General features: G+C 56.5%; 18 protein-coding genes and 1 pseudogene. 7 read left to right on the top strand and 12 right to left on the bottom strand.

Features of this window, described 5'->3' with window-relative positions; genetic code table 11:
• Window positions 1–123: 123 nt before the first annotated feature.
• The gene (locus AM218_RS09150; RefSeq protein ID WP_054415454.1) at window positions 124–2,406 is read left to right on the top strand and encodes an aconitate hydratase; all 2,283 of its coding nucleotides are present in this window, start codon (window positions 124–126) and stop codon (window positions 2,404–2,406) included.
• A 189-nt stretch (window positions 2,407–2,595) separates the two neighbouring features.
• Complete coding sequence (locus tag AM218_RS09145; protein ID WP_054413590.1) at window positions 2,596–3,150, top strand: cupin domain-containing protein; 555 nt, start codon at window positions 2,596–2,598, stop codon at window positions 3,148–3,150.
• 36 nt (window positions 3,151–3,186) lie between these two features.
• On the opposite strand, the gene AM218_RS09140 is transcribed toward AM218_RS09145, so the two are convergent.
• Window positions 3,187–3,612 carry a hypothetical protein gene (locus tag AM218_RS09140; protein ID WP_197273937.1) on the bottom strand — a complete coding sequence of 142 codons (426 nt, stop codon included), beginning with the start codon at window positions 3,610–3,612 and terminating at the stop codon, window positions 3,187–3,189.
• A 204-nt stretch (window positions 3,613–3,816) separates the two neighbouring features.
• On the opposite strand from AM218_RS09140, the gene AM218_RS09135 reads away from it, so the two are divergent.
• Window positions 3,817–4,506 (top strand): TIGR02117 family protein, encoded by a 690-nt coding sequence (locus AM218_RS09135; protein WP_054413589.1) that lies wholly within the window; start codon window positions 3,817–3,819, stop codon window positions 4,504–4,506.
• A gap of 109 nt (window positions 4,507–4,615) precedes the next feature.
• Here the strand turns inward: AM218_RS09135 and AM218_RS09130 are convergent, their stop codons facing one another.
• A complete protein-coding gene (locus AM218_RS09130) occupies window positions 4,616–4,864 on the bottom strand; it encodes a hypothetical protein (protein ID WP_054413588.1) in 249 nt (82 codons plus the stop codon).
• 219 nt (window positions 4,865–5,083) lie between these two features.
• Here AM218_RS09130 and AM218_RS09125 point away from each other — a divergent pair, with 219 nt between their 5' ends.
• On the top strand, window positions 5,084–5,524 hold the full coding sequence (locus AM218_RS09125) for a LexA family protein (RefSeq protein WP_054413587.1): 441 nt from the start codon (window positions 5,084–5,086) through the stop codon (window positions 5,522–5,524).
• Between the two features lie 13 nt (window positions 5,525–5,537).
• Window positions 5,538–6,833, top strand: a complete 1,296-nt coding sequence (locus tag AM218_RS09120) for a Y-family DNA polymerase (RefSeq protein WP_054413586.1) — start codon at window positions 5,538–5,540, stop codon at window positions 6,831–6,833.
• A 5-nt stretch (window positions 6,834–6,838) separates the two neighbouring features.
• Here the strand turns inward: AM218_RS09120 and AM218_RS09115 are convergent, their stop codons facing one another.
• The gene (locus AM218_RS09115; RefSeq protein WP_082318156.1) at window positions 6,839–9,703 is read right to left on the bottom strand and encodes a S8/S53 family peptidase; all 2,865 of its coding nucleotides are present in this window, start codon (window positions 9,701–9,703) and stop codon (window positions 6,839–6,841) included.
• Window positions 9,704–9,836: 133 nt separating this feature from the next.
• Here AM218_RS09115 and paaN point away from each other — a divergent pair, with 133 nt between their 5' ends.
• Entirely contained in the window at window positions 9,837–11,504 is a 1,668-nt protein-coding gene (gene paaN / locus AM218_RS09110; RefSeq protein ID WP_054413584.1) for a phenylacetic acid degradation protein PaaN, read from the top strand.
• Between the two features lie 92 nt (window positions 11,505–11,596).
• Here the strand turns inward: paaN and AM218_RS16775 are convergent, their stop codons facing one another.
• Together AM218_RS16775 and AM218_RS09100 are read right to left on the bottom strand one after the other, a co-directional pair.
• Entirely contained in the window at window positions 11,597–11,998 is a 402-nt protein-coding gene (locus AM218_RS16775; protein WP_157547604.1) for a hypothetical protein, read from the bottom strand.
• Window positions 11,999–12,037: 39 nt separating this feature from the next.
• Window positions 12,038–12,364 carry a hypothetical protein gene (locus AM218_RS09100; protein WP_157547603.1) on the bottom strand — a complete coding sequence of 109 codons (327 nt, stop codon included), beginning with the start codon at window positions 12,362–12,364 and terminating at the stop codon, window positions 12,038–12,040.
• A 162-nt stretch (window positions 12,365–12,526) separates the two neighbouring features.
• Between AM218_RS09100 and AM218_RS09095 the strand changes: the two genes are divergently transcribed.
• Window positions 12,527–12,991: an energy transducer TonB gene (locus tag AM218_RS09095; RefSeq protein ID WP_082318155.1), complete on the top strand. Its 465-nt coding sequence runs from the start codon at window positions 12,527–12,529 to the stop codon at window positions 12,989–12,991.
• Window positions 12,992–13,091: 100 nt separating this feature from the next.
• On the opposite strand, the gene AM218_RS09090 is transcribed toward AM218_RS09095, so the two are convergent.
• The 7 genes and pseudogenes from AM218_RS09090 to AM218_RS09060 form a co-directional block, all read right to left on the bottom strand.
• Window positions 13,092–13,640 carry a hypothetical protein gene (locus AM218_RS09090; RefSeq protein ID WP_054413580.1) on the bottom strand — a complete coding sequence of 183 codons (549 nt, stop codon included), beginning with the start codon at window positions 13,638–13,640 and terminating at the stop codon, window positions 13,092–13,094.
• A gap of 81 nt (window positions 13,641–13,721) precedes the next feature.
• Window positions 13,722–15,008: a C4-dicarboxylate transporter DctA gene (dctA, locus tag AM218_RS09085; RefSeq protein WP_054413579.1), complete on the bottom strand. Its 1,287-nt coding sequence runs from the start codon at window positions 15,006–15,008 to the stop codon at window positions 13,722–13,724.
• 117 nt (window positions 15,009–15,125) lie between these two features.
• Window positions 15,126–16,571, bottom strand: coding sequence for a T9SS type A sorting domain-containing protein (locus AM218_RS16550; RefSeq protein ID WP_197273936.1), 1,446 nt, complete (start codon window positions 16,569–16,571; stop codon window positions 15,126–15,128).
• Between the two features lie 653 nt (window positions 16,572–17,224).
• The gene (locus AM218_RS16335; RefSeq protein WP_231717468.1) at window positions 17,225–18,730 is read right to left on the bottom strand and encodes a T9SS type A sorting domain-containing protein; all 1,506 of its coding nucleotides are present in this window, start codon (window positions 18,728–18,730) and stop codon (window positions 17,225–17,227) included.
• Window positions 18,731–18,814: 84 nt separating this feature from the next.
• Window positions 18,815–19,462 (bottom strand): annotated as a pseudogene (locus AM218_RS17215) (SprB repeat-containing protein); the annotation flags it as partial.
• A 691-nt stretch (window positions 19,463–20,153) separates the two neighbouring features.
• Window positions 20,154–20,972, bottom strand: coding sequence for a universal stress protein (locus AM218_RS09065; RefSeq protein WP_054413575.1), 819 nt, complete (start codon window positions 20,970–20,972; stop codon window positions 20,154–20,156).
• Window positions 20,973–21,030: 58 nt separating this feature from the next.
• Window positions 21,031–21,462 carry an arsenate reductase ArsC gene (locus AM218_RS09060; RefSeq protein ID WP_157547719.1) on the bottom strand — a complete coding sequence of 144 codons (432 nt, stop codon included), beginning with the start codon at window positions 21,460–21,462 and terminating at the stop codon, window positions 21,031–21,033.
• Between the last annotated feature and the right edge of the window lie 6 nt (window positions 21,463–21,468).

Raw genomic sequence — 21,468 nt, 5'->3', positions numbered from 1 at the left:
TTTATGCGCAGCGGGTCTGGCAGGCGTCAAACCTGCGAAAGTTTTGTGCTTCGCAACAGCAGGTACCTATATTTGCGTACCCTTTACGGGGTGCTTTCCCTCTACACTTTTTCCCTTTTTATTATGGCGTTTGACTTAGAAATGATTCAGGCCGTGTACGCCGGCATGGGCGCGCGCATTGAGGCCGCCCGCGCTGCTGTTGGCCGCCCGCTCACTTTGACTGAGAAAATTCTGTACGCTCACCTCTATGGTGGCCAGGTAACTCAAGCGTTTGAGCGGGGCGTTTCCTACGTCGATTTCGCCCCCGACCGTGTTGCTATGCAGGACGCTACGGCCCAGATGGCGCTGTTGCAGTTCATGCAGGCCGGCAAGCCTAAAGTTGCCGTTCCCAGCACTGTACACTGCGACCACCTCATTCAGGCCCAGAATGGTGCCGATGAAGATCTGGCCGTGGCCAACGCCGAAAACAAGGAAGTTTATGACTTTCTGGCTTCGGTTTCCAATAAGTATGGTATTGGTTTCTGGAAGCCCGGTGCCGGTATCATTCACCAGGTAGTACTGGAAAACTACGCCTTCCCCGGCGGTATGATGATTGGTACCGACTCCCACACGCCCAACGCGGGTGGTCTGGGTATGGTGGCCATTGGCGTAGGCGGTGCCGATGCAGTAGACGTAATGGCCGGCATGGCCTGGGAGTTGAAATTCCCGAAAGTAATTGGCGTGAAGCTCACCGGTAAGATGAGCGGCTGGACATCGGCCAAAGACGTTATCCTGAAAGTAGCCGGTATCCTGACCGTGAAAGGCGGCACCGGTGCTATTGTAGAATACTTCGGCGACGGCGCCGAGAGCATGTCGTGCACCGGCAAGGCTACCATTTGTAACATGGGTGCCGAAATTGGCGCTACCACTTCGGTATTTGCCTACGATGAAAGCATGGCTACCTACCTGCGTGGTACCAGCCGCGGCGAAATTGCCGACCTGGCTGCCGGCGTAGCCCAGCACCTGCGCGCCGACGACGAGGTATTCGCTGACCCATTGAAGTACTACGATCAGCTGATCGAAATTAACCTCTCCGAGCTGGAGCCCCACGTGAACGGTCCGTTCACGCCGGACGCTGCCTGGCCTATCTCTCAGTTTGCGGCCGCAGTGCGTGAGCACGGCTGGCCCGAGAAGCTGGAAGTTGGTCTGATTGGCTCGTGCACCAACTCTTCCTACGAAGACATTACCCGCGCCGCCAGCATTGCCAAGCAGGCTGTAACCAAAGGCCTGACGGTTAATGCGGAGTTCACCGTAACGCCCGGCTCGGAGCTGGTGCGCTACACCGTGCAGCGCGACGGTCTGCTGGATACTTTCGCTGAAATGGGCGGGGTAGTTTTGGCTAATGCCTGCGGTCCGTGCATCGGCCAGTGGGCCCGCCACACCGATGACCCCAAGCGCAAGAACTCCATCATCACCTCGTTCAACCGCAACTTCGCCAAGCGCAACGACGGCAACCCGAACACCCACGCTTTCGTGGCCTCGCCCGAAATCGTAACGGCCTTCGCCATTGCCGGTGATTTGACCTTCAACCCCCTCACCGATACGCTGACGACCAAAGACGGCCGCCAGGTGAAGCTGGACGAGCCCCGCGGCGTGGAAATGCCACCCCAGGGCTATGCCGTAGAAGATGCCGGCTTCCAGGCCCCCGTAGCCGATGGCTCGGGCGTACAGGTTGTGGTAAGCCCTTCATCCGACCGTCTGGAGCTGCTGGAGCCCTTCAAGGCCTGGGAAGGCACCGACCTGCATGGTCTGCGCCTGCTCATCAAAGCCCAGGGTAAGTGCACCACCGACCACATTTCGATGGCCGGCCCGTGGTTGAAATACCGTGGCCACCTGGATAACATCTCCAACAACATGCTCATCGGCGCCACCAACTGCTTCAACGGTGAAGCCAACAAGGTGCGCGACTATGTTTCGCAGGGTGTTACCTATACCACCGTACCGCAAGCGGCCCGTAACTACAAGTCTATGGGCATTGGAACGGTAGTAGTGGGTGATGAGAACTACGGTGAAGGTTCGTCGCGGGAGCACGCGGCCATGGAGCCCCGCCACCTAGGCGTACGCGCCATCATTGTGAAGTCGTTTGCCCGTATTCACGAGACCAACCTCAAGAAGCAAGGCATGCTGGGCCTCACCTTCGCCAACAAGGCCGATTACGACCTGATTGAGGAAGGCGACACCATCGACATCATCGGCCTGACGGACTTCCAGCCCGGCAAGCCCCTGCAGGCGCGCCTGCACCACGAAGACGGCGACACCGACCTTATCACGCTGAACCACACGTACAACGAAGGTCAGATTGAGTGGTTTAAAGCCGGTTCCGCGCTGAACCTGATTCGTTTGAAAGAATCTGGTTTGGCCGTATAAGGCTGCGTTAGTTTCGAGCTTAAAAAGGCCGCTTTCCTGTATGGGAAGCGGCCTTTTTTTTATGGGGTTTTCTCTATATTCAGGAAAGCTTATCAGAAGGCACCTGACGAGTCAGTTGCCGTGCTACTCCTGGTTGGATTTTGGTTGATGATCAGGCATCTGCTACCGTACTTTATAGCGCCTCCCCTTATGAAAAGAAGGAAATTTATCCTCGCCTCGGTAGCTGGCTTACCTTTTCTGACTGCCGGTTTTGCTCCCGCCTCGGGTACGGCTAAGGGATTTAAGGCGAAGGCGGGGGAGGGGCGCTTTCACGGCCACATTCTGCTGAAAGGCGTCAACGCCAATATCCTTGATGTGAAAGTATCGGGCAAGGACACCAATGGTGCCTTGGCCATCTTTGAGCAAACCAGCCAGACGCAGGGGCGCGGCACACCTTTGCACGTGCATCCCTTGCAGGATGAGGTATTTTATGTGCTGGAAGGAAATTACTTTTTCCAGGTAGGCGACGATAAATTCCGGCTGGCCGCCGGGGATAGTATCTTTTTGCCCCGCAAGGTGCCGCACTCCTGGATTCAGCTAAGCCCCCGGGGAAAAATGACCGTTACCCTGCAACCCGCCGGCAAGCTGGAGGAGTTCTTTGTGGCTATGGCCGCTCTGGATCATACGCCTACTGCCGAGGAACTTGCCCGTATTTTTGCGGCGCACGAAATGCAGGTGCTGGGCCCGCCGGTAACGCCTAATTAAGTATTTCAGAAATGGGGTAAACTATAGCTCCAAGGGTTACCGAACCTGCTCGCGTGTGAGCACTGCCTGTTGCTGGCGGGCATGTCGGGGCCGTTGCACCAGGTAATAATAGGCAAGTATCAGCAACCCCGCCACAAAGGGCACCAGCGCCAGGTGCTTGCCCGTAATGCCGGGTGCAAACAGCTGGGTGTCAAAGCCGAAGAACTCACTGATCATCCAGTAGGAGTTGGCCGCTATCCAGAGCACGATGGCCACGTTGTGCGCCCACTCCGAGGCCACGTGGCGGGTGCGCCAGGCTATAACCACGGCAATAACCAGCGTTGGCGCAATCATGAGCAGGCCCAGGGGTTTCCAGACCATACACCAGCTTACATCTTTCAGGAGCCAAAAGACGATGTGCATGTTCTCCATGCGCCGGTACGAGGCCGGAATGCGGTAGTCGGATTCAGGGGCGGAGTTCATCAGAAAGCAAAGAGCCTCAAATATAATTCTTGGAGGCTCTATTTCGGTGATTTGGCTAGGGAGGATAAGGATGGGGGCCGCTTCTTTTCAAAAGTGGAGATCTAAATCAGGAATGCTTTTTCACAGCGTCTGGCCTGGTACTCCGGCTTTCTTTCCTTAAATCCGTATGAGGGCTTATTTTGGGCCGTGAGCCCGGCAGCATTCATGCAGAACACGCTTAAAACAGTAGGTAAAGGTGCTACCTATGCGGTAGGAGGAATATTTGGAGCATTGGCCGTATATCTGGTAGGGTCCGCTGCCCTTTCCATGGTGCCGGTGGGCCAGCGGAGCCAGCCCACTGAAGGCGCTATTGAAGCCTACATTCTCTCCAACGGCGTGCATACCGATATTGTAGTGCCCGTGCGCACCGCCCAGATAGATTGGAGCGAGCTGTTGCCGTACGCTGATACGCCTGCCGCTGATACCACCATGAATTACCTGGGCTTTGGCTGGGGCGATAAGGGCTTTTATCTGGATACGCCCACCTGGGCCGAACTCAAATTCAGCACCGCTTTCAAAGCCATGTTCTGGCTGGGCACGGCCGCCATGCACACTACCTATTACCACGAGCCCACGGAAAACAAAAAGTGCGTTAAAATTTACCTGACCCCGGCCGAATACAGCCGTCTGATTGCCTTTATCAAAGACAGCTTTTCCTATGACGCGGCCGGGCGGGTGCAGCACATTGCGGGCCACAACTACGGTCGGAACGATACCTTCTACGACGCCCGCCGCACCTACAACCTGTTCTATACCTGCAACACCTGGGCCAACGACGCTCTGAAAGCCAGCGGGCAGAAAGCCAGCCTCTGGACCCCCGCCGACACCGGCATTTTCTTCCAGTACGGCCGCTAGCGCCAGCGGTAAAGGTTGAAGCCAGCCGGGCAAGAAAAAGCCCGGCTGTTGCTGCCGGTTAAAGCAGGCCACAGCCGGGAATAAAGGGTTGACGAAAACGACTAACCGGTTAGTTCAGCCACACATCCGCCACGGGCTCAAAGCGCCGGGCGGCAAAAGCACCATATGGGGCTTCTACGTAAAACCCTAGGATATGCACCTGGGGCTTGCCGGTGCGGGCATTGGGTAAGGTACGAACCGGGTATACCCGGCCATCCTCGGGCCACTCGCCCACATAATTAGCCGGGCGACGAGTGGCATCTACGCAGCGGGCAAACTGCTGGACCGGAAGCGGAACGGGGAGCTTGACTTTCGACATATCCAAAGATACAGATATTTGATCTAACTAAAAAGTTTAGCCTAAATTTTTATATGATTTTTCTGGTTAAATACAGCTTTTAATATTGTTTTAATAGAACTTATAAAATTTTGGCATTGCATGGATAATTGATAAATCGTTACATACGAAATCGGGGAGTAGCTGGATTTGCTAAATTAATTAGTAAATAGCAGCCGTCAAGTAATAATCCACCCCGGCATGAGTCTGCTGCATCTATACCGTTTGCCCGATGAGCCCTGGCCGCTACCGCTGCCAGTCATCGGCAGCACGCTTTCGGCGGGCTTCCCTTCTCCCGCCGACGACCACCTCGACCCGCCCCTCGACCTCAACCGCCACCTGTTCCGGCACCCGGCGGCCACTTATCTGGCCCGCGTGCGCGGCAACTCCATGCTGGAAGCCGGCATCCACGACGGCGACCTGATTGCTATTGACCGCGCCCTCACGCCCCGCGACGGACACGTGGTAGTAGCCGTGGTAGAAGGCGAGTACACCATTAAGCGCCTGCGGCAGCAGGGCCCGCGCCTGTGGCTGGAGCCCGCCAATGCCCACTACCAAAACGTGGAGATAACCGGCGACATGAGCTTTACCGTGCGCGGGGTAGTCACGCACGTAATCCATGCCCTGCCACCCACCTGCTGAGTTTTCCTGGCCTATGTTTGCTCTGGTTGATTGCAACAACTTCTATGTGTCCTGCGAGCGGGTATTTCAGCCGCAGCTGGAGGGCGTGCCCGTGGTGGTGCTCAGCAACAACGACGGCTGCCTGATAGCCCGCTCCGACGAAGCCAAAACTCTCGGGTTTGCTATGGGCGAGCCGTACTATCAGGCCCGTGCCCGCCTGCAGCAGCACCACGTGGAGGTATTTTCCTCCAATTATCCGCTGTATGGTGATATGAGCCGGCGCGTCACGCAGGTGCTGACCCAGTTTTCGCCCGAGGTAGAAGTGTATTCCATTGATGAGTCGTTTCTGGACCTGAGCGGGCAGCTCTATCTGTTCCCGGATCTGGCCGACTGTGCTGCGGCCGTGCGCGCCGCCGTGCGCCAGCAAACCGGTATTCCGGTCTGTGTGGGCGTAGCGCCCACCAAAACCCTGGCTAAGCTGGCCAATCGTTTAGCCCGCCATACCTCTACGGGGGTGCTGGTGCTGAACACGCCCGAGCAGCGCGCCGCGGCACTGGCCGCTACGCCGGTAGAGAAGATATGGGGCATTGGCCGCCGCTACGCTCCCAAGCTGCAGGCGCAGAACATTCAGACCGCCGCCGATCTGGCAGCTATGCCCGAAGCCTGGGCGCGGCGCCACCTGGGTGGGGTAGTGGGTGTGCGCCTCTGGCGGGAGCTGCGCGGCGAAGTATGCCTGGCGCTGCACGCCGGCGGGGGAGAAGAGGCCGATGCCGCCCCGGTGCGCCACAGCGTTACCTGCACCCGCTCTTTTGGGCGGCCGCAAACGGGGCTGGGCCCGCTGGCCGAGGCCATGGCTACGTTTGTGGAGCGAGCTGCTGAGAAGCTCCGTCGGCAAGGGCTGTCGGCGCATCTGCTCACCATTATTCTGGGCACTAACCGGTTTGCCACCGGCGGGCCGCATACTCAAACCCTGGTGCTGCCGCTCACCACGGCTACCAATGATACCGGGGCGCTTACCAAAGCCGCCCTACGTGCCCTGCGCCAGCTGCGGCAAGCCGGAGTAGCTTACCAGCGGGCCGGAGTGCTGCTGAGTGGGCTGGAACCGGCAGGGTGCGCGCAGCTGGACCTGTTCGGTGCCTCCGCCAAAGACCAGGAGCAGCGCCAGCAGCTGATGACCACGCTGGACGCGCTGAACCAGCGTTTTGGGCGCAGCATGGTGCAGCTGGCGGCGGCCGGTACTGCCCAAAGCCGGCAGGCCTGGAGCGGGCGGCAGGCCCGCCGCTCATCGGCCTTTACCACCAGCTGGGATGAGCTTTGGACGGTTGGCTAACCCTGCTAGGGGTGCGTTACCAGTACTTTACGCGTGAGCACTGCCTCCTTGCCCTGGAGCTGCACGATATAGACGCCGGGTTTCAAGCCCTGCAGCTGAAGCGTGGCGCTGGTCTGGTGCGCCGACCAGCTTTGTTGCCGCACCGTGCGGCCCACCCCATCTAGCACGATTACCCGCTCTGCTGCAAAACCTGCCGGAACCAACACGTACAGCAAACCAGAAGTTGGGTTGGGATACAGCTGCCATTGGGCAGTCTGGGCAGGCCGCACGGGTAGGGCTATGCCATCGTACCAGGTTTGAGCCGTGGTGCTAGCCGTTAGCAGGCTGTCCAGCGTGCCAGCCGCCAGCACGGCAAACGCCACCATAACGGAGTCGCCGGGGGCTAGCTGGGGTATTTTGGCCCCCAGCATATAGGATACGTCGGCGCCGGTGGCGGTTTGGCCCGCCGCGCGGTTACGGGTGCCGGTTGAAAGCATCCGAAACTTCTCGGCATCACTGAACCCGTTATAAATACGCACGGCCGAATCCGCCGGGGCCGCATTGTCGGCGGCGTAGAAGGACGGCGCCCCGCCCCGCAGCAGGGCTACACCAGCGTAATGCTTCGGGTTCTTGCGCTCGGTTACATAGCCCAGGCGGCGCTCCTCGTCCCATGCCGCCTCGTTGCCGGCCGGGTTGGGCAGCAGGTCCCAGTCCATATACAAACCAGCATGCAGGGGCTTTAGCGTATCAGGCGTGATGTTGGTCAGCCGATATTCCAGCACGATAAAATTACGCCGCTCCGTGGGCTCGGCCCAGGCGTAGGCGTGCTGCCGTACCCGCACGCCGGCCCGGGTAATGGGCCGCGTATTCTGCAGCGTATCGGCAAACAGCCCGGCGGCTTCCTCCGTGCCGCGACGCGGGGCCTTCAACAGCTGCACGGCACTAAGAGAAGTAAAGTCTGTGTCGATTTTCCCTTGCGCGTTGGGCAGCCGGTCTGATACCCGGCGGGAAGAGGTGGCCACCACCAGCCCGCCAATAGAGAGCATGGGCAGGTTGGAGCGGTACGTCACGCCCTCTCCTAGCGAGGGGTTAGTAGCCTCGTAGCCAATATTGCCCTGGCTGGTCAGGCTCAGGTCCAGGTCGCCGGCTGTGAGGGTGACGTAGCCGGGGTTCAGTACAATTTTCACATACTGGTCATCCTGATACCCATTATCGCCCACAAAATGATAGCGCAGCACCGCGGTAGTGGCCATGGGCGTTTCCGGACTGACAATCAGCTCAAAGGGGTTTTCAGTATTAGAGGCCAGCGCCAGGGTAGTAAGGGAAGGCACGGGAAAGGTCGGGTTGCGCACCGTCAGGTACGGCGAAAGCGACGTCAGGCTGACCGTGAGCCCGTGAATAGGGTTCAGCAGGCTCTGCACCTGCACCGTGAGGCGCACAGTGTCTCCTGGCTGAAAATACGAGCGGGCCGGCAGATAGTCTTCGCGCACCACGCGAGCCTCACGGCGGTCCGTAAGAGCCAGCGCGCGGGCTATGTTCAGGCGGCCGGTACCCAGCTTGTGCCGGTATATAGTGTTGCTGGTGATAGTATACAGCGAGTCGGTGGTCTGGCGCAGCTGGGCGGCTACCTGCTCTACATTGTACTCCGGAAAACGCAGGCGCACCAAGCCCGCCGCCGCGGCCACCATGGGGGCCGCAAACGAGGAACCCCAAACGCCAGAAGAATAAGCACTATCGTGGTCGAAGCTGGTGGTCAGAATTGCCTCACTGGGGGCAGTGAGGTCCACGAAGTGGCTGAAAGAAATGTTCTTGCCTTTCCGGTCATTTACATCGGAACCGGCCACGGAAATAACATGGTCGTAGCTGGCCGGATAGAAGTCGAGGTCGGCATTGGTGTTGCCGGCGGCGGCTACAATCACCATGTTGCGGTTTACGGCCGCGTAGGTGATAATATCCTGCTCGTACTGGGAGCGGCCGCCTACATCACCCCAAGAAAGGTTCAGCACCTGGCAGCCGTGGTCGGCGGCGTAAACAATGGACTCAAACCCCGCAAAATAGCCCGTTGGCGTGCTGGGATATACTTTCAGGGGGAGGTATTTGCAATTAAAGCCCACCCCGGCAATACCCCGCCCATTGTCGGAATTGGCAGTGGCTACGCCCGCTACCAGGGTGCCATGGCCATAGCCGGGTAGCTTATCAGCGGTAGCGTCGTTGTCGTTATCGGCCAAGTCCCAGCCGCGGAAGTTGTCAATGTACCCGTCGTTGTCATTGTCGATGCCATCTATAGGATCAGCATAGTTGCGCTTTTCTTTGCCCTTCAAATCCTGGTGCGTAAAGCGCATGCCCGTGTCAGAAATGCCGATGACGATGGTAGAGTCCCCCTTCGAAAAGTCCCAGGCCCGGTACGCCCGGATATTCTTCAGATAGTATTGCCGGGCGGTGTTGGAGGCGCGGGTAGAATCGGCAAACGGGTCGTTGGGCTGATACAGGGGCTGGCGCTGGTAGAGCGGCTCCACGTACTCGAAAGCGCCGGTTTGCAGCAGCTGCTGGCGCACTTTCTCAAACGGCACCCCGGCCGGATAGCGCACCTGGTAAATTTGGCGCAGGTCTACGCCCCGGGCCTGGCCGGCGCGTGGGAGCAGCGCTTTGGGGTATTTTTGCCGGGGCTGCGTAGCCCCCAGCTGCTGCAGGGCTTTTTGCAGCGGGGAGGACTGGAGCAGGTCGGTGCTGGCAATGCCCCGGGCGCTGGCGGGCGCTTTCAGGCGTACTACGCATACCCCGGGCAGGGTAGCGGGAGTCCGGCGGGCCTGCTGCGCAAGCGAGGCCAGGGGTAGCCATAAACCACTGCCCAGAAACAAGACCAGCAAGAGTAAGCGTAGCGGTGGGAACATAAGCAGGGCAGGTTCGGGGGGATTTGTAAATTTAACCTTTCGGAGCAGTACTTTGCGTCCGATATACGGGGTTTTCGACCAACCCGATAACCCGCCCGACTAATACTTTTCCCCGCCCATTCCCACCTGAATTATGACGGAAACCACCCGCAAACACCAAGCCACCCTAGATACGGCTGTGAAGGCCCTCCACGGCCGTACTTTCTTCGCCGCTTTCCCCGAAAATCCTTCTCCCGAAATCTACGGGGCCGATGCCGACCAGCAAGGCCGGGAGAAGTTTCAGGCCCAGCGCGGCCAGCGTTTCACCGAACTGCTGCAGGGCGAGCCGGAGCAGTGGGTAGGGCAGGAAGAGTCGCCCTACGAGCAGCAGCCTCTGGGCATCACCTACCCCTATTTCTCCCCCGAAACCCTAGTGCAGCGCGCCGAAGCCGCCTTTACGGAGTGGCGCAAGCTGAAGCCCGCCCAGCGCGCCGCTCTGCTCGCGGAGAGCCTGGACGGTATGCGCCAGCGCTTCTTTGAAATTGCCTACGCCACCATGCACACCACGGGGCAGGCCTACATGATGTCGTTCCAGGCCAGCGGCCCTCATGCCGCCGACCGCGCCCTGGAAGCCATTGCCGCCGGCTACGAGGAGCAGACCCGCTTTCCCGAGGAAACCCGCTGGGAGAAGCCCATGGGCAAATACAACCTCACCCTGCACAAAACCTGGCGCGCCGTGCCCAAGGGCGTGGGCCTGGTAATAGGCTGCAGCACTTTCCCCACCTGGAACACGGTGCCTGGCATGTTTGCCTCCCTGGTCACCGGCAATCCGGTCATCATCAAGCCGCACCCTAAAGCCGTGCTGCCCATTGCCATTGTTATTGCCGAGGTGCAGAAAGTGCTGAAAGAGCACGGCCTGAACCCCAACATCTGCCAGCTGGCCGTGGATGCCAACGACCGACTGATTACAAAGGATCTGGCCGAAAACCCGGCTGTGAAGCTGATTGACTACACCGGCGGCTCGCAGTTTGGGGAGTACATCGAAAGCCTGAAGGGCAAAACGGTCTTCACCGAGAAAACCGGCGTAAACAGCATCATTCTGGATAGCTGCGACGACCTCGACAAAGTAGCCCAGAACCTGGCCTTCTCCGTGAGCCTGTACTCCGGGCAGATGTGCACGGCCCCGCAGAACTTCTTTGTGCCGGCCAGCGGCGTGAAAGTAGGTGACCAGCAGGTGCCTTACGAGGAGGTAGTGCAGAAGCTGGCCGCCGCCGTAACAGGCCTGGCTACCAACCCTAAAGTGGGGCCGCACGTGTTTGGGGCCATTCAGAACCCGGCCACCCAGGAGCGGGTGGAGCAGCTGGCCCTGGAAGGCGGCCGTAAAGTGCTGGCCCACGGTAGCGTAGACAACCCCTTGTTCCAGAACGCTCGTACCTGCTCGCCAAGCATCCACGAAACCACTTCTGATAAAGTGGAGCAGTTCAGCCAGGAGCTGTTCGGCCCTATTATGCTGGTGATTAAGACCAAAGATACCCAAGAAAGCATCCACCTGGCCGCCCAGCTGGCTAAGGAGCACGGGGCCATTTCCTGCGGCGCCTACACCACTGATCCTGAGATTAAGGAGCAGATTATGGATGAGATGAGCCTGGCCGGCACCCCCGTCAGCTTCAACCTCACCGGCGGCATCTACGTGAACCAGAACGCCGGCTTCTCCGACTTCCACGTGACGGGCGGCAACCCGGCCGGCAACGCGTCCTTCACCAACCCCGAGTTTGTGATTAAACGCTTCACCTGGGTCGGCTTCCGCGAGCCGGTCGTGTAAAGCTCAGTTACTACATCAATAAAAAGGCCCTGACTGGTAAGTCAGGGCCTTTTTATTGTAATACGGCATTCCGTGTTATCGTGATGCCGTGTTTAATATTTGTATTTGCGCGGGGCTTTCACTGTTTTGAATTTCTGAGGGTTTTTAGCGTTCAAATCAATGCCCAGACCGATATTAACCGGTTCTTTTCTGGATTTTGCCTTGTTGTTATCCCGCCTGGGAGGGGAATCGGTGGCGTAGTTGCGTGGGTTTTGGAGGACTTTATCCTGTGTGCAGGAAGCGCCCAGCAGGAGCAGGCCAATTAGTAGAGAAGAAGTTGTATAACGCATAGCGGTAAGATGAAAGGTGAGCGGCCCGCAAGGGCTGGCAGATGCTCTTTGTACTGATTCTGAAAGTGAAAGGATGTTTTTTTGCCCTGTTTTTAAGAATCTGTAAACCCATATACTGTCTGATAGCCAAGGTTTTGTACACGCAGCAAGCGCCTGCTTTTTCAAGAAAAGCAGGCGCTTGCCGTAAGGGAACTTGCTGATTTACTAGATAATGTGGCGCAAATCCTCGCGCAGGTTTTCAATGCCGCGCCAGATTTCGTCCCAGGCGCTGCGGTCGGTATCGTTGCTGGTGGCTGAGGAAGTGGCGCTGGCAGCCGGGGCGGGGCCCAGTTGCGCTACCAGTTTGGCACGTTTCACCTCCAGGGCGGCAATATGCTCGTGGTAGGTGTGCGGGGAGTTGGCGGTGGTGGCGTGGGCGCGGTTGCGCAGGGTTTTGATTTTGCTGTCCAGCTCCTCCAGCGCCTGGCGCAGGTCTGCGTCGGAGAGGTTTTCTGGTACGCGCATATGGTTGGGGGAGGGCGGATAAGACATGGCAGCTGAATATGGACCGTTACTGCACGTACTGTGTTTTCGGTGGAAAAGATGCCTGAACACCAGTCAACTTAATCACAACAGAACCATAATACCCCGTTAACTCCCGCCTCCTGGCGGGCCTCTAGCTTTGCCCCGTCTCTAAACCAAGCACTTGGGCCTATGCGTCGGTATTCTATTCTGCTCTTACTAGTGCTGGGCTGTGCGGGCAAGCTGCGCGCTCAGAAATCAAAATCTATGGTGACACTAGCAACCAACACCCCGGGGGCGCAACCCGCCGAGGAAGCAACCCCGCCGCCGGCTTCTCCCGTTGTGTATCTGATGGCCGACCAAATGCCCGCCTTTCCGGGCGGTGAGCGGGGCTTTCAGCAGTTTATGCGTGAGAAGGCCCACTACCCCGAGCAGGCTCTCGCCCGGGGCGTTGCGGGGAAAGTGCACGTTCGGTTTATAGTGGATGAAGTGGGACGCATCCGCGACGCGCAGGTGGTAAAAGGCCTGGGTTATGGTCTGGATGAAGAAGCTTTGCGCCTAGTGCGCATTATGCCCTGGTGGACGCCCGGTACTATCAAAGGAAAACCCGTGTGGGTTAGCTATACCATGCCCATTACCTTCCGCGCCCTGGAATAGGTGGTGAAATGGCGAGTTAGTGAGATGGTGAGTTTGTTTTTCTAACTGCGCCGGTGGTGCAAGCGGAACAACTAACTCACCAACACACCATTTCACCAGCTCACCATTTCACCGGAATACCCAGCTCCCGGGCCAGCGGTGCTGCCGCCGACTGGTACAAATGCTGCAGCAGCTCATCAATGGCCGGGGCCAGCTCTACCAGGTAGTCTTCGTGCAGTTTGGCGGTTTGCTGCAGGGTCTCGTGGGTGCGACGGGCCAGGTGAGTGAGCAGCGGCTGAGTGGGTCCGTGCAGGCGCGCTACGGCCGCGGGCTGGTGCTGAAATACGTTGGTCAGCAGCCGCACGCTCAGCTCTACCTCGCCCATCAGGTCGCCGGTGATTTTGGTGTGATAGGCGAGGCGCGCCTGCAACTGCCGCACCACTACCAGCAGGTCGTTAGGGGTTTGGTGGTAGCCACGCACCGGGTCGTCTACCTGCGTGCGCAGGCGGAGGCGCCGGTCTTCCAGGGCGTCGTCGCCTTCCAGCAGGCGGAAGGCCAGCTGCTCGGTGAGGACGGCATCCTGCGCCACGAGACGCGTGAGAAGCTGGTCTTTTTCTTTTTGAGGCAGGTTAAGCAGCGCTTTGCGCAGGTCGGGGGAGAGGGTGGGCATAGAGCAAGAAGGTGGACTATATGCTACACCAGCCGGGCCAGGACTAGTTCCCGGCCAGCCTGCGGGGGCCGGAGCGGCCCGTTACTGATTCACCAGCACATCCGACTCGGCGTGTACCCGCCCGGCCAGCGCCGCCCGGTTCTTGGCTTCATCAAACTCATTTTCGCTTTTGGCAATGACCACTGTAGCTACTGCGTTGCCGATGATGTTGGTAATGGCCCGCGCCTCGGACATAAAACGATCCACGCCCAGCAGCAGGGCCATGCCTTCTACCGGAATAACTTTGGTGGCCGCCAGCGTGGAGGCCAGCACCACAAACCCCGAACCCGTAACGCCCGCCGCGCCCTTGCTGGTCAGCATCAGAATGCCAATAATGGTCAGCTGCTGCCCCAGCGTGAGCGGAATATGAAAGGCCTGCGCCAGAAAAATGCTGGCCATGGAAAGGTAAATGGTGGTACCATCCAAGTTAAAGGAATAGCCCGTGGGAATTACCAGACCCGCCACCGACCGGGAGCAGCCATACGCCTCCAGCTTGTCAATCAGCCGCGGCAGCGCCGACTCGGACGAGGACGTGCCCAGTACAATCAGCAGCTCTTCTTTGATGAAACCCAGCAGCCGCCACAGGCTGAACTTGTAGTAGCGCGCCACCGCGCCCAGCACTCCAAAAATGAATATGGCCATGGTCAGGTACACGGCGCCCATCAGCTTGGCCAGTGGCAATAGCGTGTGCAGGCCGTACTTGCCAATGGTGTAAGCCATGCCCCCGAAAGCGCCCAGCGGAGCCAGTTTCATAATCATGCCCAGCATGCCAAACAGCACGTGGCTCAGGCGCTCAAAGGTGGAAATAAGCGGCGCGCTTACAGTGGTGCTCACGCGGGAAAGCGCAAACCCAAACAGCACGGCCACCAGCAACACCTGAAGCACATCACCGCCGGTAAAAGCGCCCACCAGATTCTCCGGCACTATGTGCGTGAAAAAGGCCACCCAATCCATGCCGGCCGCTTTTTCACTGAACTGTCGGGTTTCCTCCGCGCGGGTGGTTACGGTACTGGTATCAATGCCCGCGCCGGGCTGCACCAGGTTGGCCGCCACCACTCCAATAACCAGGGCCAGGGTAGTAATCAACTCAAAATACAGCAGCGCCTTGCCGCCCACCCGGCCCACTTTTTTCAGGTTGCCGATGCTGCCAATGCCCAGCACCACCGTGAGGAAGATGATGGGCGCAATCAGCATTTTAATCAGGCTGATAAAAACGTCGCCGATGGGTTTGAGCGCCGCGCCCAAGGTAGGAAACAGCGCGCCTACCAGAATGCCCAGCGCAATGGCAGAAAGTACCTGAAAGGTGAGGTTGCGGGAGAAGTGCTTCATGCGAGCGGCAAAGTAGCCAAAAGCCCAACACCGTGTGGCATGGGTACCGGCCAGTGCCCTACAAAAAAGGCCTACCCGTTTGGGTAGGCCTTTTTGCGTATACATAACCGGAAAGCCTTATTTCGAGAGGCTGATGCGGTTGGTTTTGGTTTTGCCATTGGCCGTTACCTTGTAGTAGTAGGTGCCGGAAGGCAATTTGTCTCCCCTGAAGACCAAGGCTCGGTTTTCACCACCTTTCACTTCGCCGTCAAGTAGTGTAGCTACCGGCTCACCGAGGGCATTGTAGACGCGCACCAGCACGTGCCCGCTCTTCGGTACGGAGAAGTTAATGGTAGCATCGCGTCCGGTGGGGTTGGGGTACACTTCAGTCCGGATATTGCGCTGCTTGGTGGGAGCCAAGGTTTGGGCACTGCTGGAAGAACGTGCGCTGAAGTCAGCTGAGCAAGTTCCGATGGTAGTATTATCACAATTAGCCTCCGGCCCTTTGCAACGGGTACCATTCTTAACATCAACCCCATATACCCTTATTTTACCTCCGGGCGTTAAGCCGTTGAATGTAATGGTGCTACTCTCGGCTTGTATGGAATCTTTGGTTGTGCCTTGGAAGACAATGTACCAATCTCCTACTACAGCATTAGAAATAGTCAGCGAAATTTTGCCATCACCACAGAGGTCTGCAGGCGTCTGGCAGATTGCTGGTTTGTCAGGAGCCACGCAGCAAGCTATACTGCTTACAGATTTTGTGGTATTATACGTGCAGTTTTCAGGAGTAGCAGCATCCGTTACGCTGATAGAGTAATCGTCGGCAGCAAGATCTTCAATGGTTTGCGTACCAGTAACATTTGTGTACGTAGCAACAGTACCTCCATTGGAGTCCTTCACAAGAATATCATAGGGAGAAGTACCCCCGGATGGCGTTATAGCAAGACTACCTGTTGGCGAATTATCGCAGGAAGCAGTAGCCTCTACATCGGCAGTCAGGAGAGAGGTAATAGTAATATCCAGGGGTTTGCCGCACTTTGGTGCGATATCACAAAAAGCAAGGTCGCACACTCTTCTATCAGAAGCATCGGTCCATGCCAGATAGACATTAGTGAGTTTCAGAGATGCGCCGCACTCTACTGAAATAGGGTCATCAAAAGAAATAATAGATTCTGACCCACCCGGTACGCCACTCTTGCACCTGGTTATATATTGTTTTGAGACATTTCCTTCTGAATCCGTGCTTTCCAGAATGGCGAAGAAGGCGAAAGAAGTTCTAAACGAACCGGTTTTATTGAATAGCTTAAAATTCAAAGTAGCTGAAATGTTGTCGCCATCTGAGCAATAGCACTGGTCCGCCGTTAAAAAAGCGCCTGTCACTGACAAGTCGTTGGAGGTGCAATGAGGCAGATAAGTGGCCCCATTATTCTTTTTACAGACAGGTAAGGACGGGGTTTGTGCAAATGCACTTGATGTAAGTAGTACAGTTAATAATAAAGTGAGAAATGAGAATAGGTTTGTTCTACAGCTGCCAGCTATAGTGCCTACTGTAGCAATTGGTGTGTGAGAAGTAGAGCTCATGGTTGCGCATTTCAGATACATTACTGATAATTCAACGAGCGTTTGTTGCTGCGAAAAGCAGCGCACCAAAAGTCTCCCGCAACACGTGCGCGCGACTTGGACGGAGAGGAGTGAGTAGGCAAAAGCGGGTAGCCTAGACCGGCTTTTACCAGACAGGAATGAAGTTCCAGAAACCTTTCAATCAGTTAATTAGCTGATCTATAGAATTGGTGGAAGACGAGAAAGAGGAGAAAGTATGGCTGTCTAATGACAGCCTGCGTAGACGCACGGCGGTAACAGGGCATAGTACCAGTGGCAGGTACTGCTTTGTTGTTAGCAGAGGGAGCGGGAATATCTCAGATAGTAGGGTTGTTAGCCATTTGGATAAAGGATGCCGTCATCACATAGTCTAAACTCACGGTGGGCACCTAGCCTCAGTGGCCAGTATTTCCCTCAGGCAGCAGCGTAATAAGGGGCCTGAAGGGCCTTGTTTGGTAATAGTATAATCTAATCATAAATAGATACAGAAACTAGAAAGTTGTTAATAATATTCAATATATTTTATATATATACTAGTGAATGTTATAAACAGCTCAGAAGCTGTATAGCAGGATGCTAAAAAGACCCGCCCACAAGGGACGGGTCTTTTTGTTCATAAGTACAAACTCAAGGCTTTATTTCACCAAGCTAATCCGGTTGGTTTTCGTCTTGCCGTCGGATGTGACTTTGTAGTAGTAAGTGCCGGTGGGGAGTTGCGCCCCCTTCAGTACTACAGCGTTGTTTTCACCGCCTTTGGCATCCCCATCATACAGCGTAGTCACGTAGCTGCCCAGGGCATTGTACACATCCACTTTCACATGCCCACTGCGCGGAACTGAGAAGTTAATGGTGGCATCCCGTCCCGTGGGGTTGGGGTAGGCTTCGGTTTGGATGCTGCGTTGCTGTAACTCCACTTTGGTACTTGCCTGTTGAACCTGGTTGGTCGCTGTCAGGGAATTCGGGCAGCTGCCGACCTGGTCACCGCACGTGGCAGCGCTGGAAATACACCCTTCTGAACTGGTAGACGTAACGCTAAATCCCTTTCCTGCTACCAGGTTCGTAAACACAACCGGGTCCGTACCAGAGAACAGGATTTGCTTGTCAGATTCATTCGGTTGCTTCAGAATGTACGTGCTGCCCGAAACCGGACTGCAGACTGTTAGAGTGGGTTTGGCAAGCGTTCCGCACAGCGTAGCTTCCTGCACAGTTACAACAGGGGCTGGTGGAGTAGGCCGTTGTGCAGGGGTAGCCGAATTACTGGCTGGACTTGTGCAGCCATTGATGGTTTGTGTAACCGTCAGGGAGCCGGAACTGGAAGATACGGTGCGCGGGTTGCCACTGCCACCATCACTCCAGGTAAGCGTACCGGTGTAGTTAGTAGCCGTTATAGTAGATGTACCGCCGCAGTTGTTCACAACGTTCAAAGTTGGGGCCCCGGGAGTAGGCTTGGGCGCGGGAGTCACTGAATTACTGGCTGGGCTGGTACAGCCATTCACGGTTTGGGTCACGGTGAGAGCCGTTGTGGAGGTAACGGTGCGCGGGTTGCCGGTGCCACCATCACTCCAGGTAAGCGTGCTGCCCGCTACCAAATTGGTGGCTGTCACCGTGGAGTTATCACAATTGTTTACTACGCCCAGCACAGGTGCGGCGGGGGTAGGTTTAGGTGCCGGGGTAATGGAATTGCTGGCCGGGCTAATACAGCCATTCACCGTTTGCCTGACCGTTAGCGCCGTTGTAGACGTTACAGTCCGCGGGTTACCGGAGCCACCGTCGCTCCAGGTCAGTGTACTTCCCGCAACAAGATTAGTGGCGGTTACTGTAGAATTGTCGCAATTATTGACCACGCCCAGTACGGGTGCCGCTGGTGTGGGCTTGGGCGCGGGAGTCACTGAATTACTGGCTGGGCTGGTACAGCCATTCACGGTTTGGGTCACGGTGAGAGCCGTTGTGGAGGTAACGGTGCGCGGGTTGCCGGTGCCACCATCACTCCAGGTAAGCGTGCTGCCCGCTACCAAATTGGTAGCTGTCACCGTGGAGTTATCACAATTGTTTACTACGCCCAGCGTAGGCGCGGCGGGGAGAGAGGTAGGTTGGCCAACCGTAGCCGAGGTAGTGGTCGTACAGCCACGAGCATCCGTCACCGTAACATTATAAGTTCCAGCTGGCAGCCCCGTAAGGTCTTCTGAAGTGGCTTGTGAAGCAGGCAAGTTTGTGCCGGTCCAAGCAAAAGTATAGGGGGGCGTGCCGCCCGTAACATTAAGATTGATAGAGCCATTGCTGCCTCCAAAACAAGTTACATCAGATTTGGAAGTACTGGCTGATAGGGCAGTTTTAATTTCAATAGAAGGCAAGGTGCCGCATTTGGGCGCAATCTTGGCCGAATTAAGCGGGCAACTGCTTTTATCGGAGGCATCCGTCCAGGCCAGAAATAGGTTAGTAATCCGTAAAGCATCCCCGCATTTGTAGCTAATATTACCGAAAGGCAAAGAACTGATAGAATTAGGAGGAAGAGGACCGTTGCAACCATTTATGGAGGAGGTAATGGTAGTTGATACACCATTTACGATTCGGGTGATTTCAAGTGTGCCCCAGAAAGCAAAGGAAGTACGGGTAGAGCCCGTAGTGTTGTCGATAGACAAGGTTAATACTGAGATGAGCGGCTCCCCTGGGTTACAGGTGACGCAGCCAGTGCCGGTAAGTGAGGCTCCTACCAATTGTAGATCCTTGGACGTACAGCGGTCCGCAGACGGAAAAGTTTGAGCAACTGTATTAACTGAGAAGAGCAGAACAATTGCGAGGGCAAGCCAAGACCGGCGCCGTGCAATAGGTAAAGCGTTAGCAGGAGAGTAAGGTGTGTCAGATGTAGTGTACATAGTTGCATAGGTCAGATTCGGTACTGAAAAAATCACCAAGCACGCGGCGCTGTAGACAACAGCTCTCCAGGAATCCACAGAATGTGGCTTCAACCCGGACCTTAGGAAGCAGTAGAGGCAGTAGCGGGTAACCTGGACCGGCTGCTACAGAATAGGTGTGGGGTCAGTTAACGCAGCTGCATTCTAGGAATGAGCTATAGCGCTGAATAGATTTATAATGAAGTAAAAGGCGACCGTTCAGACATAGAAGTAACAGGCACACTGTTGCAGGCAGTGCGTGAACCCAACCTTGGTAATTATCTTCTGGTGGGTTGGCGTATGGCAGTCTGGATTAGCGGAAGAGAGTACAATGAAACCCGTATGCGTAATCGGCACTCACGGTGGATACTCTGGCGGGCCGCCTGCCCATCCCTGGCCGCGGGATGAAGTAGGCCTGGTAGGTTACTTGTTAAAGAATTAAGTCAATTTAATCACAATTAAATCCGATATCAAAATAAGCCCATAAATAATATTTAATCATTTTTATATATGAAAAAACTAATTGAGCATAAGGGCAAATATGACTATAGAATACTTGTTTCACTCCACTATTTCCAGCCCTATAAAACCCATTCAGAGATATACAGCACAAGAAAAAGCCCCGCCAAATAGGCGGGGCCGGGGTATCGTCTCCAGGAAGAGTCAGCGGAGCTTAATCCTCGCTGGGTAGCACTAGCACTGGTACAATACTGTGGCGTATCACCTGGGCCGTTACGCTGTGATGAAACAGCTCACCAAGCAGGCTATGCCGCCGCGCCACCAGCACCAGCAAGTCAGCCTGGGTGAGCAGTACGGCTTCCTGTATGCCTTCAGCCAGATCGGAGTGGCGTACCACCTGCGTTTGGGGCTGCTCCAACTCCATGGTTAGGCCGCTTCGCTGCACAGAGTCTAGGGAAAGCTGCGCCGATTCGGTTTCTTCGGGTGTGGCTATGTGCACCACGGTTAGGGGCGCGCCCAACTCGTGCAGCAGGTGCGGAATATTCGCTGATTCTGCGCTCAGGGCAAAGCCTTTACCATCAACTGCCAGTGTAATGTGGGCTGGGGGGCTGGCTACGGCGGAGGTAACCGGTACTACCAGCATGGGGCAGGAAGCGGCATGAATCAGCTCCAGGGAGGTAGTAGTTACCAGCTCATCGGGGGTGTATTCGGTGTCGGGCTTGCCTACAATCAGCAGGCTGGGGTGCAGGCGCTCCGTGGCTTCGGTTATGGCTTGGGGCACCAGGTCAGTGGTTACTTCTACTATGGCCGGCACGCTCAGATGGTTGGTGCGCTCGGCCAGAGCAGTGGCTACTTCGCCTTCACTCAGGTGGGCAATTCTGCCGGTCAGCAGGTCGGGGTCCAGCAGGGAAGTGCGCCGCACATGCAGCAGCACAATAGAGGTATCCAGTTTTTCGGCCAGCGCATTGGCGTAGGTAAGCGCATGGTCGGCGGCAGGAGAGAAGTCAGTGAGTACCAGCAGGGGAGAGGCCATAGTGCTGCAGTAATGGATAGAAGAGTTGCGGAATATGCTGCAGTATACGTGGGAATGGCTAATCCTGTATCAGCTGGGGAAAATGTTCATCTACAAATGCCTGGGCATAGGCCTTAACCTGGTTGCGTACGGCGCGGAATTGCTGCAGGATTTCTTCCTCCGTGCCCGTGGCTTTGGCGGGGTCCGGAAAGTTGTGGTGCAGCTTTTTAGCGGAAGAGGGAAACACCGGGCACACCTCCCGGGCATGGTCGCAAACGGTAATGACGTAATCAAAAGGAATATGAGCGTATTCCTCCACGTGGTGGCTGGTATGGTGACTGATGTCGATGCCGTTTTCGCGCATTATCTGCACCGCGCGCGGGTTCAGGCCGTGGGTTTCTACGCCGGCTGAGTACACGTGGGCACGCTCACCCAGCAGCTGTTGCAGGTAGCCGTGCAGCAGCTGGCTGCGGCAGGAGTTGCCGGTACAAAGCACCAGAATGTTAGGAATTTCAGC

The organism is Hymenobacter sp. DG25A (assembly GCF_001280305.1).
Lineage (GTDB): Bacteria > Bacteroidota > Bacteroidia > Cytophagales > Hymenobacteraceae > Hymenobacter.
The sequence above is the reverse complement of the archived record's forward strand: the minus strand, read 5'-3'. Positions and strand labels throughout refer to the sequence as shown.